This is a genomic window from Virgibacillus byunsanensis (assembly GCF_042675965.1).
GTDB lineage: Bacteria > Bacillota > Bacilli > Bacillales > Amphibacillaceae > Virgibacillus_R > Virgibacillus_R byunsanensis.
In genome coordinates this window covers 31,633-48,453 of sequence record NZ_JBHTKJ010000008.1, presented here as the reverse complement: position 1 = coordinate 48,453, position 16,821 = coordinate 31,633, and the positions used below count along the sequence as shown (strand labels likewise).

General features: G+C 36.7%; 19 protein-coding genes. 5 read left to right on the top strand and 14 right to left on the bottom strand.

From position 1 onward, the window contains the following. Positions 1–22: 22 nt before the first annotated feature. The gene (locus ACFQ3N_RS04255; protein ID WP_390359885.1) at positions 23–256 is read right to left on the bottom strand and encodes an IDEAL domain-containing protein; all 234 of its coding nucleotides are present in this window, start codon (positions 254–256) and stop codon (positions 23–25) included. Positions 257–660: 404 nt separating this feature from the next. On the opposite strand from ACFQ3N_RS04255, the gene ACFQ3N_RS04250 reads away from it, so the two are divergent. Beyond that, positions 661–1,527, top strand: coding sequence for a cation diffusion facilitator family transporter (locus ACFQ3N_RS04250; protein WP_390359883.1), 867 nt, complete (start codon positions 661–663; stop codon positions 1,525–1,527). A 267-nt stretch (positions 1,528–1,794) separates the two neighbouring features. On the opposite strand, the gene ACFQ3N_RS04245 is transcribed toward ACFQ3N_RS04250, so the two are convergent. The 3 genes from ACFQ3N_RS04245 to ACFQ3N_RS04235 are packed head-to-tail and all read right to left on the bottom strand — an operon-like array spanning position 1,795 to position 3,342. Beyond that, on the bottom strand, positions 1,795–2,331 hold the full coding sequence (locus tag ACFQ3N_RS04245) for a GNAT family N-acetyltransferase (RefSeq protein WP_390359881.1): 537 nt from the start codon (positions 2,329–2,331) through the stop codon (positions 1,795–1,797). 40 nt (positions 2,332–2,371) lie between these two features. Further along, on the bottom strand, positions 2,372–2,665 hold the full coding sequence (locus ACFQ3N_RS04240) for an AzlD domain-containing protein (RefSeq protein ID WP_390359879.1): 294 nt from the start codon (positions 2,663–2,665) through the stop codon (positions 2,372–2,374). Further along, a complete protein-coding gene (locus ACFQ3N_RS04235) occupies positions 2,662–3,342 on the bottom strand; it encodes an AzlC family ABC transporter permease (protein ID WP_390359979.1) in 681 nt (226 codons plus the stop codon). Before ACFQ3N_RS04235 ends, ACFQ3N_RS04240 begins: the two co-directional genes overlap by 4 nt. A gap of 427 nt (positions 3,343–3,769) precedes the next feature. Between ACFQ3N_RS04235 and nhaC the strand changes: the two genes are divergently transcribed. After that, a complete protein-coding gene (gene nhaC / locus ACFQ3N_RS04230) occupies positions 3,770–5,134 on the top strand; it encodes a Na+/H+ antiporter NhaC (RefSeq protein ID WP_390359877.1) in 1,365 nt (454 codons plus the stop codon). A gap of 319 nt (positions 5,135–5,453) precedes the next feature. Then, positions 5,454–5,621 (top strand): hypothetical protein, encoded by a 168-nt coding sequence (locus tag ACFQ3N_RS04225; RefSeq protein WP_390359875.1) that lies wholly within the window; start codon positions 5,454–5,456, stop codon positions 5,619–5,621. Positions 5,622–5,867: 246 nt separating this feature from the next. Here ACFQ3N_RS04225 and ACFQ3N_RS04220 read toward each other — a convergent pair whose 3' ends face one another. Then, a complete protein-coding gene (locus ACFQ3N_RS04220; protein WP_390359873.1) occupies positions 5,868–6,635 on the bottom strand; it encodes a cobalamin-binding protein in 768 nt (255 codons plus the stop codon). A 20-nt stretch (positions 6,636–6,655) separates the two neighbouring features. Continuing rightward, positions 6,656–7,408, bottom strand: coding sequence for a type I methionyl aminopeptidase (map, locus tag ACFQ3N_RS04215; protein ID WP_390359871.1), 753 nt, complete (start codon positions 7,406–7,408; stop codon positions 6,656–6,658). Positions 7,409–7,582: 174 nt separating this feature from the next. Here map and ACFQ3N_RS04210 point away from each other — a divergent pair, with 174 nt between their 5' ends. After that, positions 7,583–8,308, top strand: coding sequence for an ABC transporter ATP-binding protein (locus ACFQ3N_RS04210; RefSeq protein WP_390359869.1), 726 nt, complete (start codon positions 7,583–7,585; stop codon positions 8,306–8,308). Next, positions 8,301–9,944, top strand: coding sequence for a putative ABC transporter permease subunit (locus ACFQ3N_RS04205; protein WP_390359867.1), 1,644 nt, complete (start codon positions 8,301–8,303; stop codon positions 9,942–9,944). The genes ACFQ3N_RS04210 and ACFQ3N_RS04205 overlap by 8 nt, the downstream gene beginning before the upstream one ends. 48 nt (positions 9,945–9,992) lie before the next feature. Here ACFQ3N_RS04205 and ACFQ3N_RS04200 read toward each other — a convergent pair whose 3' ends face one another. The 8 genes from ACFQ3N_RS04200 to ACFQ3N_RS04165 form a co-directional block, all read right to left on the bottom strand. Beyond that, complete coding sequence (locus tag ACFQ3N_RS04200; protein WP_390359865.1) at positions 9,993–10,118, bottom strand: YjcZ family sporulation protein; 126 nt, start codon at positions 10,116–10,118, stop codon at positions 9,993–9,995. Positions 10,119–10,237: 119 nt separating this feature from the next. Beyond that, entirely contained in the window at positions 10,238–10,996 is a 759-nt protein-coding gene (locus ACFQ3N_RS04195) for a (S)-benzoin forming benzil reductase (RefSeq protein WP_390359863.1), read from the bottom strand. Positions 10,997–11,114: 118 nt separating this feature from the next. After that, positions 11,115–12,485 (bottom strand): dipeptidase, encoded by a 1,371-nt coding sequence (locus ACFQ3N_RS04190; protein ID WP_390359861.1) that lies wholly within the window; start codon positions 12,483–12,485, stop codon positions 11,115–11,117. A 95-nt stretch (positions 12,486–12,580) separates the two neighbouring features. Next, positions 12,581–13,714, bottom strand: a complete 1,134-nt coding sequence (locus ACFQ3N_RS04185; RefSeq protein WP_390359859.1) for a bifunctional cystathionine gamma-lyase/homocysteine desulfhydrase — start codon at positions 13,712–13,714, stop codon at positions 12,581–12,583. A gap of 30 nt (positions 13,715–13,744) precedes the next feature. Continuing rightward, entirely contained in the window at positions 13,745–14,668 is a 924-nt protein-coding gene (locus ACFQ3N_RS04180) for a PLP-dependent cysteine synthase family protein (RefSeq protein WP_390359977.1), read from the bottom strand. Positions 14,669–14,696: 28 nt separating this feature from the next. Beyond that, positions 14,697–15,158: an S-ribosylhomocysteine lyase gene (locus ACFQ3N_RS04175; protein WP_390359857.1), complete on the bottom strand. Its 462-nt coding sequence runs from the start codon at positions 15,156–15,158 to the stop codon at positions 14,697–14,699. A gap of 21 nt (positions 15,159–15,179) precedes the next feature. Then, the gene (locus ACFQ3N_RS04170; protein ID WP_390359855.1) at positions 15,180–15,821 is read right to left on the bottom strand and encodes a class I SAM-dependent DNA methyltransferase; all 642 of its coding nucleotides are present in this window, start codon (positions 15,819–15,821) and stop codon (positions 15,180–15,182) included. 151 nt (positions 15,822–15,972) lie between these two features. Then, the gene (locus ACFQ3N_RS04165) at positions 15,973–16,689 is read right to left on the bottom strand and encodes a YhcN/YlaJ family sporulation lipoprotein (RefSeq protein WP_390359853.1); all 717 of its coding nucleotides are present in this window, start codon (positions 16,687–16,689) and stop codon (positions 15,973–15,975) included. Between the last annotated feature and the right edge of the window lie 132 nt (positions 16,690–16,821).

Below are 16,821 nucleotides of genomic sequence, written 5' to 3'. Positions count from 1 at the left end.
CACTATAAAAGTTTTTGGTATGTTACTCCCAAATAAAATGTTTATAAGCTTCACTTAATTGTATAAAGGCTTCTTTATCCCCTTTATCAATGGAGCTGTTTATTGCTGATTCTAACACGTTTTTATTCCAATTAAAGCATATTTCATCTAATATCAATCTTGACGATAGTTTTAATTCAAATGGGATTTCTCTTTTTGCATGAAGTGTTTTTCCATCATACCGATAGAAACGATACACTAATTTTTGCTGTTTCATGGAACACTCCCCTTTGTTCCTTTTTTCTATTATCCTAAATTTTTAGAATAATTGCAACAAAAATTAACAAAAAAGTTACATATATCACGGATTATTTTTTATATACAAGTACACCAACACCAAGTGCAAAGAGTGTCAGCAAACTAACCATCCTAGATTAGGTCTTGTTTCATTAATACTGCGATCAATGGTGGTCCTAAAACGCATAGCACTATATTCAAATCCCATTACTTTTTATACTTTGCAGGCTTTAGGCACTTTCCTAGATTTTTCACTAATGAAACTTACTTTACATGAAACAATACATATTACTAGGTGCTTGAATGTTTCTCTAGACCCACCATATACTACTTTGGTAGAATATGATATCGAACTTGTTATAGGAAAAAGATGGAGGCCATTGGATGAGTCATGCAGATAATTTAAAAAAAGGAGAAAAGGGTGCGTTGATCAGCATTGTTGCTTACCTTTTTTTAGCAGTAACCAAACTAATTATTGCTCACTTAGGTGACTCTGAAGCATTACGTGCAGATGGATTAAACAATTCAACGGACGTGGTCGCTTCTATCGCCGTATTAATTGGACTAAAGATTTCAAGAAAACCACCAGATGAGGATCATCATTATGGCCATTATCGTGCAGAAACTGTTGCTTCGTTATTCGCAGCATTCATTATGGTAACGGTAGGAATTCAAGTTATATTTGGCACATTTAGAACGATTGTTACAAATGAGATTGGACAACCTAGTATGCTAACTGCATGGACAGCCTTAGGTGCAGCAATTATTATGTTTATTGTTTATAGATATAATTTACGGCTTTCTCGTAAGATACAAAGCTCCTCTTTATATGCCGCCGCGCAGGATAATCGTTCTGATGCACTCGTTAGTATTGGTGCATTCGTCGGAATAATCGGTTCCCAGTTTGGCTTATACTGGCTTGATCCGTTAGCAGGACTATTAGTCGGTATCATTATATGCAAAACAGCTTGGGATATATTTAAAGATTCTACACACACATTGACCGATGGATTCGATGAAAAGCAAATTAAAAAGATAAGAACTAGTATTGAGAGAAATCCTGACGTAAAAAAGGTAATTGACGTTAAAGGACGTATCCATGGCAATCAGGAATTTATCGAAATTACCATTTTGGTTGACTCGAAGTTAAACGTTCAAGAAGGTCATGATATTACCGATCGAATTGAAAATCATCTTGCTCACAAGCACAATATAATGCATGCCCATATTCATATTGAACCTTATGAATGAACAAAAGCTTTGAAGCGCCCGTTTAGCGACGTATGGCTTGCGTCCACGCATCGCGGGTGGGTTTACGTTGCCGTGCAAATCGGTGGTTATGTCAATCTTCCATATGGCGTCATCGGCATAGTACGTCCTCTAAAAAAAGTCCGCTTTTTCTTCGTGTGATATTTCGCTGTCGAAGCATTCCTTGTCTTGTACGTTGAAACTGGATGTGGCTTACACATAGTTTCCTAAAATCAGGAGTACAAAAATAAGGCTGTCATGTCGACAGCCTTATTTCAATAAACGTAATAAACCATTAATATTTTCCCATCCATATGCAGTTTCCTTATAAGTACCTTCCCCTAAAGTGATTTCTTCTTCGCCAACAGGACTTGCATGATACCGCTCATAAAACCTGCTCGATGGATTCTGCTTTAGTACCCAAACCAATATAGATTTGTAGCCAAGTTCCATCATCTCTTCAGCAAAAACTTTCAACAAACGAGCCCCTAACCCCATCTTCTGAAATTCATCTAATAAATATATCGTATATATTTCTGTATCGTATTCAAATCGTTTCGTACGTTCAGGCCCTCCAGAAACAAATCCAACAATCTTATGATTATCATTCTTGTAGATTACAAACGTACATTGTTCTTTTTTTTGCATGCGCAATATTGTTTCCCACAATGTTTTTCGATTTTCATACGTAATATTAGAAATATCTTTTTCATCTAGTAACTCAGTATAAGTACTTTTCCAGCTACTTACATGGATTTCCGCAATGTCCTCTGCATCTTCATATACTGCCTTACGAATAGAAAACATACCTATCCCCCTTGTAATCAATCTTTATATATTTATTGAATTACATCGATAATAAAAATACAGTTGCAATAGCTCCTAATAAGACGACGATTACATTTAACCCAAAATACGCTAACACAATTGCTACTATCCCACCAAGTAATCCAATGTGGGGCTGATCAGGCTTAACCGTTAAGATACCTGGGAAAATAAGCGCTCCTAAAGCTGCAAACGGTATGGCATTCAACCAACGATTTACCCAATCACGAAACTGCAGCTTATCAACAATGTAAGCTGGTATAATTCTTGGAATCATAGTAGCAAGTGACATTCCAATTATGATTGCAAAAATCATGGCTTATCCTCCTTCAGTAAATATATTCCACTTAAGCCGCCTAATACGGTACCAAGCACGATCGCCCAACCATCACTCATGACCTGGCTACACAGTAAATTGATCAACATAGCTATGATAGCAATCAGTCCTACTCTTATTTCTTTTTTCACAGACGGAACTAAAAGCCCAATAAACATGGCATATAGAGCAATCCCCATGCTTTGACTTAGTATTTCAGGAATTACTTCCCCAAGTACTCCGCCTAAAAATGAACCCACGATCCATGACGAATATGCCGTCAAAATTAAGGCTGTATAAAATAGTGGCCCTTTTTCCATTTTTGCTTCTTCCGTATGTAAAGAAGACACTGCAAATGTTTCATCAGTTAACCCTAATGATAAAGGAACCTTCCAGTTTAGTCCAATACCCCTCAAGCGATTCATAAACGACAAACTCATCACAAAATGACGAAAATTAAGTACAAATGTAGCGACAATAATTTCAATTGCCCCAGCACCCACTGCGATCATATTGGCACCCATAAATTGGCTTGCACCAGCAAAAACTAAAACACTCATGGATGTCAATTCTATCAATGACATACCTGCTTGTTTCGCCAAAACGCCAAATGTTATCGCAATCGGCATATAACCGAGCATGATGGGGAAGCCTGCCGCAATACCTTTTCGAATCATATGTATAGAGGGTGAATTATTTTTATGTATAGCTGCTTTCTCCACTATTATCGTTCTCCCTTTGGTTAAATAATTCAAACTATTATAACTGATTTTGTCATAAAATGAAATTGAAACTCTTTCATAGAAAAAATATTGACAACTAAAGATTATACCATGTATATTCATAGTAACATTTTAAATTATAAACGACGATCCAAGAATGCGAAGTAAATTATCTAACAAGCAGCAACTAGAGACAGAGTGGTATGGTGAAAGCTCTGGCATAGCATAATTGAATTACACATTCGGAATTTAACGGATATTTTTTGAGAGGTTGAGCGAAATCACGTTCAACAATCAGGGTGGTAACGCGGAGAAAGCTTCGTCCCTATTTTAGGGATGAAGCTTTTTTATATGTACAAACAGCTAAGAAGGAGGAAAAAACATGTTTCCAATCAACCCGAAGCATCACCCATTATTAAGTGAATCCATTATCTTATTTATTGCTATCATAGGTCTCATCAGTTATTTTATCATTGGTTTGGAAACAGTCCCACACATTCCCATCTTGATTGGAATATTTTCACTAGTTGCGTATGGATTAGTTAAAAATATAACTTTTAAATCGTTGGAAGAGGGCATGGTTGCCGGTGCCAAATCAGGCATGGGTGCTGTGTTTTTATTCCTGTTAATTGGTGTATTAATAAGCAGTTGGATGATTAGTGGAACGATTCCTATTCTGATTAATTCGGGGTTTTCTTTCATTGGTGGCACTTGGTTTTATGCGATTGTATTTGCGATCACCGCAATTATTGGTGTGTCTCTTGGAAGTTCTTTAACAACAACAGCAACAATCGGAGTTGCATTTATCGGTATGGCCAGTGCACTTGATGCGTCCATGGCCATCACGGCAGGTGCAATTGTTTCAGGAGCATTTTTTGGAGATAAAATGTCGCCATTGTCTGATACGACAAACCTTGCCTCCACTATTGTGGAAGTTGATTTATTTGAGCATATCAAACATATAAGCTTAACAACCATTCCAGCGTTTATTATTACCTTCATCTTATTTGTCATTTTATCACCAAACGAGACCATGCCACTTGAGGCAGTTGGGGAGTATCAAGCAGCACTCGAGTCAACTGGTTTAATGCACTGGACTTCATGGTTACCATTGGTGATACTTGTATTTTCAACTATTTTCAAAATACCAGCATTTATTGCTCTTGCTCTCTCAAGCTCGATAGCAACATTACTTGCTCGTATAATAAGTGGACTTACTTGGTCTGATATTTGGTCGATCTGGTTTAACGGTTATACTGCTGACACAGCATTCGAGCCCGTCAATGAACTGCTTACTAAAGGCGGTATAAATAGCATGCTGTTTACGGTCTCACTTGTTATATTAGCACTGGGATTTGGCGGGCTGCTGTTTGTAACAGGTATTATCCCATCAATTTTGTATGCTTTCAAAGAAAAACTGCAGCAAGTCCGTACTATTATCGTTTCTACTGCAGCGACAGCAATAGGAGTGAATGTATTGATAGGTGAACAATATTTATCCATTATGCTTACAGGTGAAACGTATAAAAGTATATACCAAAAAGCAGGACTATCCAATAAGGCATTATCACGAACATTAGAAGATGCAGGGACTGTTATAAATCCACTCGTACCATGGAGCGTCTGTGGTGTATTTATCGCAGACGTGCTAGGTGTCCCCGTGCTGACGTATTTACCATTTGCATTCTTCTGTTTGTTAAGCCCAGTAATAACGATAGTTTTTGGGGGAAGAGCTTTGAATCGATAACATGTAAGAAGCGAGGATGGAGGGAGATTTTCTGCTGAAGGCAGAGAATCTTCTTTTTTTGTTTAAATGGGCTGACAGCATTTCGATCGGCAGCACTGAATTTCGATCAACAGCCTCGAAAATCGATCAACAGACATAATATTCGATCAAGCAACCCCTGTAATCGATCAAGGACACCTTGAATTCGATCGACAGCCGTGAATTTCGATCGATAGCCTGGGAAATCGATCAACAGACATAATATTCGATCAAGCAACCCCCGTAATCGATCAAGGACACCTGGAATTCGATCGACAGCCTCGAAAATCGATCAACAGACATGATATTCGATCAAGCAACCCCCGTAATTGATCAAGGACACCTGGAAATCGATCGACAGCCGGGAATTTCGATCAACAGACATGATATTCGATCAAGCAACCCCCGTAATCGATCAAGGACACCTGGAATTCGATCGACAGCCTCGAAAATCGATCAACAGACATGATATTCGATCAAGCAACCCCCGTAATTGATCAAGGACACCTGGAAATCGATCGACAGCCGTGAATTTCGATCAACAGACATGATATTCGATCAAGCAACCCCCGTAATCGATCAAGGACACCTGGAATTTCGATCGACAGCCGTGAATTTCGATCAACAGCCTGGAAAACCGATCATCTTCCTTCATCCGTCTACACAAAATCACATAAAGCCCATATAAAAAGAGACTATCTTAACAAGACAGCCTCTACCTATTAATAACATCAACCAATTTCCTTAGTCCTTCAAGCAACCTTGGCGATGGTCTGCAAAAAAGCGATTCTTCCAACACATGAATATTGCCACTACGAATGGCCTTCATCTCGCTCCAGCCTGGTCGTTTCAACAATAGCTTTGGATTCATTTTCTCTTCCTTCACGCCAACCCACACCATACAAATATGATCTGGATTTCGCATTTTAACATCGTCCCAATCGGTTTGAACGCTTGCTACATCTTCAGTTGCAAATACATTCTCCGCTCCAGCCAATGCACTGATTTCTGTTAACCAATTAACTGCTCCCGGGGTAAAAATTGGTTTAGGCCACCATTCCCAATATATCGTTGGTTTATTGATTTGATCAGAAGCTTTTGAACGAAAAGTCACAACTTCCCGAAGAAATTCTGCGGACTTCTCCTCACCTAACTCCTCACTACCTAAGGCAATTCCTACTTTTCTTATGTCTTCTCCGATTTCCACAAGTGAATTTGGATTTAGTATAATATATGGTAAATTCTTCTCATCTAGTGCTGTTATATTTTTTTCCATGCCTGGAACGCTCAACGAAGCCAATACTAAATCCGGCTCTAATGCCGCTACTTTTTCCATATCTATGGATAAATCAGGTCCTACTTTTGGCAATTGTAATACCGATTTTGGCCAATCTGAAAAGTTATCCACACCAACTAATAAATCAGCCTTGCCTAAATATTCCACGATTTCTGTATTACTTGGACAAATAGATACAATGCGCATGAGACACTCCCCCAAAAGAATTACTTATCTTGATCGGTTGTTATTAATGGTCCATTTTTTGTAATGACTATAGTATGTTCAAATTGTGCAGAACGTCCTTTATCAATTGTTCTTGCAGTCCAATTATTATCATCCATTTGACTACGCCAGCTACCTTCATTAATCATTGGTTCAATGGTAACAACCATACCTTCTTTTAATCGAAGCCCTTTATTTGGCAGTCCGAAGTGAGGGATATGTGGTTCCTCGTGTATCGTTGGTCCAATGCCATGACCGGTAAAATCACGTACGACAGAAAACCCTTCTCCTTCTGCATATTTCTGGATGGCATAGCCAATATCTCCAATTCGATTACCTACTTGGGCTTGCTCAATCCCTTTATCTAAGGACGTTTTTGTTACTTCTAATAGTCGTTTCCCTTTTTCGTCAATATTACCAACAGCGTATGTCCAAGCCGAGTCTGCTAATCCACCGTTTAGATTCACTACCATATCAATGGTTACTAAATCACCGTCAACTAGTTTCTCCTCACGCGGAAAACCATGACAGATCTCATCATTAATAGATGCACAAATTGCATATGGATATCCGCTGAATCCTTTTTGTTCTGGTGTTGCACCATGTTTTTCTAAAAATTTCTCTACAAATGTATCAATTTCCATTGTTGAAATACCTGGCTTAATCATCTTGGCAATTTCCTTATGACACTTAACTAAAAGATCACCAGCCAATTGCATTTTCTCAATTTCTCGTTTGCTTTTTCGTGTTATCATATTTTTTCTTCCCTTCTTCGTTTCATCAAAACACGTTTTATTGTATGTTAGAATAATAACAATAGCTACGATTTCCTCAATATTAATCCATCATAAAGTGTACCATAAAATAAAAGTTAGTTGTGTTCTATACTACTAATTCCATAATAAGAAATCCAGAAATGAGGGAGTACGATGATTGAGATCAAGCAAGTCAGTAAACACTTTGCTGGTCATAGACATGCAATTGATACTTTAGATTTCACCATTCCTGACGGGAAAATTGTTGGGTTCCTCGGCCCAAATGGAGCAGGAAAATCTACAACCATTAAAATGATGACAGGCATATTACCAATTGATGAAGGTTCTATATCGATCAATGGTTTTGATATTGCAAAAAATACACTAGAAGCTAAAAAAATATTCGGTTATGTGCCCGATCAGCCAGACATGTTTTTGCGATTAAAAGGTATTGAGTACTTAAATTTTATTGGAAATATATTTGAAGTTCCAAAAGATTTACTCAAAAAAAGAATAGAAACCCTAACCCAACAATTTGATATTTATAATACATTAGATGATTATATTCAAACATATTCACATGGGATGCGCCAAAAAATCATTGTAACAGGTGTCCTATTGCACGACCCTAATATTTGGATTTTAGATGAACCTTTAACGGGGCTCGATCCAAAATCAGCTTTTACGTTAAAAGAAATGATGCGCAACCATGCTAAAGCAGGTAATACAGTTTTCTTTTCCAGTCATGGATTAGAAGTTGTGGAACAATTATGCGATATCGTTGCTATTATTAATAATGGGAAGCTAATATTTTATGGAGATATGGGTGAAATGCGCGAACAGTTCCAATCAGATCAATCACTAGAGCAAGTATTTTTGGAGTTGACCACTGATGAATAAGACATGGATACTAATAAAAACGATGCTAAAGATGCAATACTCCAGGGCTGGTAAATCAGATGCCCGAACATGGTTGTACATAATAGTTGGCCTTTTTTTGTTGCCTGTTTTCTTTCTTTACATCAATATGGTTGGAAACATAATATCTGTGTTACACGAGGCTTTACAACCTTATAATCAGGAATCACTTATATTAGGAATTTTATTTCTGATTAGTCATGTAGTATTGCTTTTTTTCAGTTTCATGACCGTTTTAAATGCGTTTTATTTTGCTGAGGATATTGCCTCATTTATCCCTTTTCCTCTTCAACCGTACCAGATATTACTCGGAAAAGCAGCAGGACCATTTCTTTATTTATACTTAATTGCAAGTGCTTTTTTTCTGCCAGCGTTTTTTTTCTACGGTAACATAAGCGATGCATCAATCTTATATTACCTATATGGATTCCTGCTATTTTTAGTACTTCCTATTATCCCTTTTACGATTGCATCTATACTCTTAATGGTCATGATGCGATATGTAAACATTGCTAAAAATAAAGACCGCTCAAAAGTATTCGCAGGCATTCTTATGTTAGTGTTTATTATCTTATTAAATGTCTTCATACGTTTAAATACTAACTCAACTGCTGTTATCGATAATTTTGCAGATTTTTTGCAGGAACAGGATACACTTCTCAACATGGCCACAGCATTTTACCCACCAGCATTCTTCAGTACGAAGGCACTTGCTAGCGCTGCAATGTGGGAAGGACTTCTCTTTTTTATAGTAATGATTACCGTAAGTATGGGGATGTTTCTTTTATTCATTTGGCTGGGACAATTAGTTTACTTTAAAGGTGTTTTAGGTATTCAAACAGGGAATAAACGAAAAGTTTCCGAGAAAAAGCTGTTCAAAAAAATCACCAGTCAGCCAGTTTGGATTCTCTATATACAGAAGGAATTACGTATTATTTTTCGTACGCCTACCTTTTTGATGCAATGTGTTATTCAAAGTCTATTTGCGCCCGTTTTTATTGTTATTATATTAATGCTAGATATGAACAATAACTCCCTTGCAGGATTTATGGACTCATTTTCAGCAAAACAAAGCATTCTACTACTATTCATTGTAACGATCTTCATTCTGGGATCAAATGCTACTTCAATATCCTCTATATCAAGAGAGGGGAAGAACTGGCATACAAATTTATTTCTCCCATTAGATCCAAAGCAGGTCTTTTTCAGTAAAATTGCTACTGCTTGGATTATAAATCTGTTAACAATTGGATTATTTCTAATCGTATTTATTTTTCTCCTAAAAATACCATTAATCACTATCATAATGTGGTTGATTCTTGTTTTAACTGCAAGTTGGTTCACAAGTGTTATGGGGACATATCTCGATTTCCTGGAACCAAAATTAAATTGGAGCGATGAACAAGAAGTTTTTAAAGCAAGATTCATGGGACTGATTGCTTTGCTAATTGAATTTGGAGCATTTGGTATAATTGTCTTAGTACTTTGGAATATAGATGCCATTCAAGGTCTTGCTAGTAGCTCTATTTTTCTGCTGATTAGTTTATTAATCGTCATAGGAGTTGTCCATAAACTGCTTCACAAAAAAATAGCAGCAAATGACCATCAATTGTTTTAAATACTAAACATGCAGAGGAAGTTATCCTCTGCATTTCTTTATTATTTATTAATATCCGCCGTATCCTCCACCGTAACCACCTGCATAAGAAGCTCCGATGATGATTAGCAAAATAAAAAGCACGACTAATAGTGCAAAACCTGAACCGTAGCCTGCTGCTCCAACTCCACTCATATAATTCCCTCCTGGTTTTCGATATCTCTATAAACTATGCAGGGCAAAAAGGATTGGGAAGGGCGTTTGTTCATAAAATTAACTTGGAAAGAAAATATATTCTCCAATTAGAATGTTTGTTAAATATAATCTTTCACATTATAAATTTTCCCATTTATTAAACCTGTTTCATCCGTCATAATATCAACTAAAATTCTACCAACTGTATCCGTACTTTTTAGTAAATCGTTCTTTTTATACGCTTTAAATTTATCTACCTCTATGAATTCTTCGTGTGAACTTGCCCGTATTTTCTCCTGCATTACGGTATTCATAACACCTGGGCTGAATGCAATTACTTTCGTACCTGTATTTAACTCTTCTTGTTCTAGTGCAACAGTCTTTGTGTACATATTAATACTTGCCTTTGAACTACAGTAAGCACTCCATCCATATACTGGCCTTTCTGCTGCACCAGATGAAATCGTTACACTAATCAAAGGAATTTGCTTTTCATTTACTTTTTTCATAAATAAATTTGTCATCACCATTGGAGCTACTGTATTTACTTGCATATGATATGCCAAATCTGCACTTTTGATATTCATAGCTTGATCCATTGGTTCCAGGACGGCCGCATTATTAACCAAATAAAGTGTTGTGAGTTCTTCTCTAAAGACATCGTCACTTATAGCTTGGAATGTTTTTTCGATAGCATGAGTATCTGCAAGGTCACATGTGTAATGTTTATAAATCATATTATGTTGTTCTGCAAGTTGTGATAATTGTTTATTTTCACTTCTGGCGATACCAATAACGTGTGTTCCTGATTGTAAAAATAATGTAGCAATAGATTCTCCAAGTCCTCTTGAAACTCCGGTAATTACTGCATACTTCATATTAAACCCTCCATAAACCTTCTATTATTTTTCTTTCTTTTACAGTTCCCTCGTAATTGTTCTAAAAAACGAAAGAAAATCTCCCCACTTGTACAGGGAGAATTTTATAAAATCCTTATTACTTATTGTTGACTTCATTCCAGTAATAAACCAATGTCTCCATCCCTTTATCAAAGCTGTCCAATGGAAAGCTTTCATTTGGGGAGTGTAATCGATCCTCAGGAGTACCAAAGCCTAGTAATACAATTGGCATCTTATAAATATCTTCAATCCATTCAACAACTGGAATGGATCCACCCATCCGCACATATACGGTCTCTTTACCAAAAGCTTTGGTATAGCTTTTTGCAGCACTATCAATTAAAGGATGGTTTGGTTCTACTTTATATGCTTTAGCCGAAAGCTTCTCTTTAACTACTTCAACTTTAACACTCGCTGGTGCATGCTTTTTCACATGATCTACAAGTAACTGCTGAATATTTGTTGGGTCTTGTCCTGGTACAAGCCGGCATGTAATTTTAGCAGTAGCGGATGAAGGAATAATTGTTTTGGTACCTTCTCCTTGATAACCACCATAAATACCGTTTATTTCAAACGTCGGTCGTGCCATTGTGTGTTCTTTAGCAGTATATCCTTTTTCTGAAGCTGTTTCGTTTATACCAGTTGCTTCCTTATAGTCCTCACCATTTACCTGTTTAATTAATTCGCGTTCTTCATCAGCTAATGGCTCTACTCCATCATAAAACCCATCTACTGTAATCACTTCTTCTTCATTTTTCATAGAAGCTAAAATCTGTGTGAGCGCCATAATCGGATTTTTAACCGCACCACCATACATTCCAGAATGCAAATCATGATCAGGTCCAGTGACGTTAATTTCAATTCCTGTAAAGCCTTTTAACCCGTACAGAATCGTCGGCTGATTTTTAGCAACCATTCCTGAGTCAGAGATTACTGCGAAATCTGCTTGAAATGCTTCCTTTTTATCATGAAGAATTTTATATAAATTTTCGCTGCCAATCTCTTCTTCACCTTCGATACACACTTTAACATTTAACGGCAGCTTACCTTCTGTTTTCATGAATGCTTCAAAAACAGCAAGATGCATAAATACTTGCCCCTTATCATCACTTGAACCTCTTGCATATAATCGTCCATTACGTATTTCAGGTTTAAAAGGATCACTATCCCAAAGTTCTAATGGATCTACGGGTTGAACATCATAATGTCCATAAAATAAAACAGTCGGCGCGTCTGGTCCTGCCTGATTATACTCGGCATATACCAATGGATGTCCACCAGTATCTTGCTGTTCTACTTTATCAAAACCAATTTCATTTAAGTATGCTTCCATAAAATTTGCTGCTTTTTTAATATCTTTTTTATGTACTGGATCGGTACTGACACTTGGAATGGTTAAAAACTCATTTAATTTCTGTAACAATTGGTCACGGTTTTCAGCTAAATAATTCAATACGTTTTCGCTCATATTCATTTCCTCCATACATCATTTATTTCTATTAGCATATCATAAATTTCACGTAGCCGATAAGAAAAAGGACGGCCAGTAACAGCCGTCCCTCCCTATTTTAAAGCTTCTGCCAAATCTTCTATTAAATCTGCACTATCCTCAATTCCAACTGAAACCCTGATCAAACCATCTGTAATACCAAGTTCAGCTCTTCTTTCGGGTGGAATAGAAGCATGCGTCATTTTAGCAGGTACTGAAATTAAACTTTCAACTGCTCCTAAACTTTCAGCTAGTGTAAAATAACGAACCCGGTCTAACACTTCATCTGCTCGTTCGCCACTACCAACATCAAACGATATCATTCCCCCAAATCCGGTAGCTTGTTGCTTTGCGATATCGTGACCATGATGATTTTCCATACCAGGATAATAGATCGTTGATACCTTATCATGAGCCTGTAAAAATTCTACGATGTTGTGTGCGTTTTTCTCAATTGCTTCCATCCGTAATGCAAGCGTCTTTATTCCACGCATTAACAACCAGGAATCCTGCGGCCCTAATACACCACCAACTGAATTTTGAATGAAATGAATTTGTTTAGCCAGATCTGTTGCATTAACTACTACAAGTCCAGCTACTACATCACTATGACCACCGATATATTTCGTTGCACTGTGTAATACGATATCTGCCCCAAGGTCTAGTGGTTGTTGCCAATATGGAGTAGCAAACGTATTATCAACAATTAAGAGTAAATCGTGTTTTTTTGCAATTTCTGTCATCTTCTTAATATCCGTTATTTTTAATAATGGATTTGTAGGTGTTTCAATATATAATGCTTTCGTACGTTCTGTAATAGCTGCTTCCACTTTTTCTGGATAACTTGTATCCACATATGTGTGATCTAGGTTAAATCGATTTAAAACACTTGTCATTAAACGATACGTACCACCATACACATCGTCAGTCATGACAACATGATCATCTGCATCAAGAAGCATCATAACTGAGGTTATGGCTGCCATCCCTGAACCAAATGCAAATCCCGATGCTCCATTTTCTAAATCTGCAATCACTTGTTCTAAAGCGTGTCTTGTTGGATTTCCAGTTCGTGAATATTCATAGCCACGGTGCTCACCAACATGGTCTTGTTTATACGTGCTCACTTGATATATCGGTACAGATACAGCACCAGTTTGTTCATCCCCAGTAATTCCACCATGAATCATTTTTGTTTTTGCTCGCATATAAATTCTCCTTCATGTTAAGTATCTATTTTACGTTACATCAGCGTAAATATTTTTACTTAAATATCGATCACTACCATCAGGAAAAACCGTTACAAGTGTTTCTCCTGGCTCAGCGTTTTTGGCTTCTTGCAAAGCTGCATACATTGCTGAACCAGAGGAGCTCCCAACAAGAAGTCCTTCTTTTTCAGCTAATTGTTTTACCATTTTAAATGCATGGTCATCAGAAACGGTATGAATGGCATCCATATAAGAACGATCCATATATTCCGGTAAAAATTCCATACCAATACCTTCCGTTTTATGTGGTCCAGGCTCACCGCCAGCAATGATGGATCCAACTGGTTCAACAATCACTGTTTTGACTGCTGGATTTTTTTCCTTCAAGTAACGTGCACTCCCCATAAACGTACCACCAGTTCCAGCACCAGCAACAAATACATCTATTCCCCCATTTAAATCAGTCCAAATTTCTGGTGCCATCGTTTTGTAGTACGCATTTGGATTTGCGGGGTTTGCAAACTGCTGAGGTGAAAAACTGTTTGGAATCTCCTTTAACAATTGATTGGTTTTTTCGATAGCTCCAATCATGCCCGTTTCTCTAGGAGTATGAACAATTTGTGCTCCTAATGCTTGCATGATTATTTGTTTTTCCATACTAAAATGCTCTGGAATACAAAATAATACAGAAATATTTTTATCTAATGCAGCTAAAGCTAAGCCAATCCCAGTATTTCCAGCAGTTGGTTCAATTATGGTACCACCTTCTTTTAGAACACCACGATTCAACGCATCATTTACTAGCTCCACACCAAGCCTGTCTTTCACACTGCCACCGGGATTATAATATTCCAGCTTTGCAAACAAACGAACCCCTTGTGGTAACGGAAATTGTGATATCTCAAACAAAGGAGTCCCACCAATTAATTCTTTAACTGAACGGTAAATTGCCATATTTCCTCGCCTCATATTCCCAAATTCTTTAAAAGACTTCGTGCCATTCATTTCGATGTTCTAACATTTCTCTAGCTATTTCTTTAGCCCCATCTAGGCTATGGCTAGCAGCCCAGCCACATTGCACCTCATTACATGCAGGAACTTCTTCAGCTTCAAGGACATCTTCTAATGTCTTTTCTAATGTATCTAATACTTCATCATAATTATCATTATTTAAAATTGCTAAATAAAAGCCTGTTTGGCAGCCCATTGGGCCGATGTCCAATACATTATCCATATGGTTACGAATATTCTCTGCCATTAAGTGTTCAATCGAATGCAGACCAGCCATTTCCATATGTTCTTGATTCGGTTGTTTAAATCGAATATCGTACTTGTAAACTTTATCACCATTGGAACCTTCTGTTACGCCAACTAACCTTACATATGGTGCTTTAACTTTCGTATGATCCAGATTAAAACTTTCTACATTCATTTTCTTTACCATGTAAATCTCCCCTTTTAGCTTTTATTCCTTTTTATTAGCTATGATTAACCAAACAAAATCATTCATTTGTTTAAATGATACACCAAAGTTATGGTCTAAGAAAATGTTCTGCAACACTTCTTTCGTTGGATAATACTCTCGTTTTAGGTCTTCAGATAAATTATAAAATTGATGTTTATTGGCCTCTTCAATGATTTTTTCTTTTACATCTTCATCCTCAAACATAGTATCAGCAAAAACAATCTTACCTGCTTGTGGTAGCATATCTGCATATTGCTTAATCGCCACTTCTTTTTCTTCATCTGTTAAATGATGGAATGCATACGTACTTACAATCGTATCAATTGGTAGTGTAGGTTTGGGAAAGGAAATAAAATCACCTTCCATTAAATGAAGGTTAGGTAGCTTTTCTGCTGCTATTTTTCTCATTGCCTGTGAAGGTTCAATACCAAATACTTGGTGACCAGCATTTATTAGCTTCTCCGTTAAATTCCCAGTACCAACACCAAACTCCAGAATATTCCCATAAGAATTTTCGGTAACTTTATTTAAAATAACTTCATAATTTGCAAAAACAGCCTGATATTGCGGATCTTGACCAGCTACACTATCGTCATATGTTGTTGCCCAATTATCAAATAAATCAAGAAATTCACGTCCCATTTAAGTCAACTCCATGCCGTTTATTAAATCATAGTTTTTTACTATGATTACTATGAATTATATGATGAAGTATATCATATGTTGCACATTTTTACAAAAAAATAAACGAGCACTCAGGGACATGAGTTACTCGTTTTATTGATAGTAATAGTTACCTATTTTGTGGGAATAGTCGTTCAATCATATTCCCCATTTGATCAAAAAATCCTTCAATCGGCTCACCATTATTTGTATCATCTACGTAGTTATTTGTTAGATCAACAAAATCTGGGTTGGTGGAAACATAAACATTATCGATATCTGCATCAACAGATTTTACAATATCAGCAATCTCTTCTTTAACTTCATCTGTTAACTCGTTACCCTCATTACCATTCGTAATGTTATTCGTATTATTGTTATTGTTATTGTTGTTATTATTGTTTCCGGTCATACCGTTAGTGCCATTGTTGTTAGTTCCATTATTATTGTTGTTAGTGTCTAAAACAGCGGCAACATAAGCATTTTCATCTGTAGTTAATACATATGCTTGGTCAATACCATTAACTCTGTCTGTTATACGCTCTGCAGCTTCATCTGCAACATCATACCTGTTCTGCCGAGTTTCGTTATCATTATTATTGTTGTTATTATTATTGTTCATGTTATTACGGTTACCTGTTTCATTATCTCGATCCATTGTAAAATCATTGTTTCTCATGTCATCTGCGTTATTATCGTTTCTGTTTGTATCATCGGTGTTTGTATTATATCTTGTTTGTTCCACATTGTCAGTGTTATTTCCATTCTGTCCTTCTTCATCTCCTGCTTGGCATCCAATCAAAGTTATTGCAGCTACGGTTACGATACTAAGATATTTCCATTTCATTATATTTTAATCCTCCTCATTATTTTGATTTTAGTATGTTACCGTCGCTTATTTTTATTCAAATCATCACATAAACCTTTTTTTGACATTCACACCATTTATGTTTCAGAAAATATATATATAAAGTGGGGA

Excerpts from the sequence above, each read along its gene's own strand:
- ACFQ3N_RS04180 (WP_390359977.1), bottom strand. The coding sequence starts at position 14,668 with ATGGCAATTTACCGTTCAGTTAAAGAATTAATTGGTGGGACTCCTTTG.
- ACFQ3N_RS04245 (WP_390359881.1), bottom strand. The coding sequence starts at position 2,331 with ATGTTTTCTATTCGTAAGGCAGTATATGAAGATGCAGAGGACATTGCG.
- ACFQ3N_RS04185 (WP_390359859.1), bottom strand. The coding sequence starts at position 13,714 with ATGCGAGCAAAAACAAAAATGATTCATGGTGGAATTACTGGGGATGAA.
- ACFQ3N_RS04210 (WP_390359869.1), top strand. The coding sequence starts at position 7,583 with ATGATTGAGATCAAGCAAGTCAGTAAACACTTTGCTGGTCATAGACAT.
- ACFQ3N_RS04170 (WP_390359855.1), bottom strand. The coding sequence starts at position 15,821 with ATGGGACGTGAATTTCTTGATTTATTTGATAATTGGGCAACAACATAT.
- ACFQ3N_RS04225 (WP_390359875.1), top strand. The coding sequence starts at position 5,454 with ATGATATTCGATCAAGCAACCCCCGTAATTGATCAAGGACACCTGGAA.
- ACFQ3N_RS04220 (WP_390359873.1), bottom strand. The coding sequence starts at position 6,635 with ATGCGCATTGTATCTATTTGTCCAAGTAATACAGAAATCGTGGAATAT.
- ACFQ3N_RS04255 (WP_390359885.1), bottom strand. The coding sequence starts at position 256 with ATGAAACAGCAAAAATTAGTGTATCGTTTCTATCGGTATGATGGAAAA.
- ACFQ3N_RS04235 (WP_390359979.1), bottom strand. The coding sequence starts at position 3,342 with ATGATTCGAAAAGGTATTGCGGCAGGCTTCCCCATCATGCTCGGTTAT.
- ACFQ3N_RS04165 (WP_390359853.1), bottom strand. The coding sequence starts at position 16,689 with ATGAAATGGAAATATCTTAGTATCGTAACCGTAGCTGCAATAACTTTG.
- ACFQ3N_RS04240 (WP_390359879.1), bottom strand. The coding sequence starts at position 2,665 with ATGATTTTTGCAATCATAATTGGAATGTCACTTGCTACTATGATTCCA.
- map (WP_390359871.1), bottom strand. The coding sequence starts at position 7,408 with ATGATAACACGAAAAAGCAAACGAGAAATTGAGAAAATGCAATTGGCT.
- ACFQ3N_RS04195 (WP_390359863.1), bottom strand. The coding sequence starts at position 10,996 with ATGAAGTATGCAGTAATTACCGGAGTTTCAAGAGGACTTGGAGAATCT.
- ACFQ3N_RS04175 (WP_390359857.1), bottom strand. The coding sequence starts at position 15,158 with ATGGTAAAGAAAATGAATGTAGAAAGTTTTAATCTGGATCATACGAAA.
- ACFQ3N_RS04250 (WP_390359883.1), top strand. The coding sequence starts at position 661 with ATGAGTCATGCAGATAATTTAAAAAAAGGAGAAAAGGGTGCGTTGATC.
- nhaC (WP_390359877.1), top strand. The coding sequence starts at position 3,770 with ATGTTTCCAATCAACCCGAAGCATCACCCATTATTAAGTGAATCCATT.
- ACFQ3N_RS04200 (WP_390359865.1), bottom strand. The coding sequence starts at position 10,118 with ATGAGTGGAGTTGGAGCAGCAGGCTACGGTTCAGGTTTTGCACTATTA.
- ACFQ3N_RS04190 (WP_390359861.1), bottom strand. The coding sequence starts at position 12,485 with ATGAGCGAAAACGTATTGAATTATTTAGCTGAAAACCGTGACCAATTG.
- ACFQ3N_RS04205 (WP_390359867.1), top strand. The coding sequence starts at position 8,301 with ATGAATAAGACATGGATACTAATAAAAACGATGCTAAAGATGCAATAC.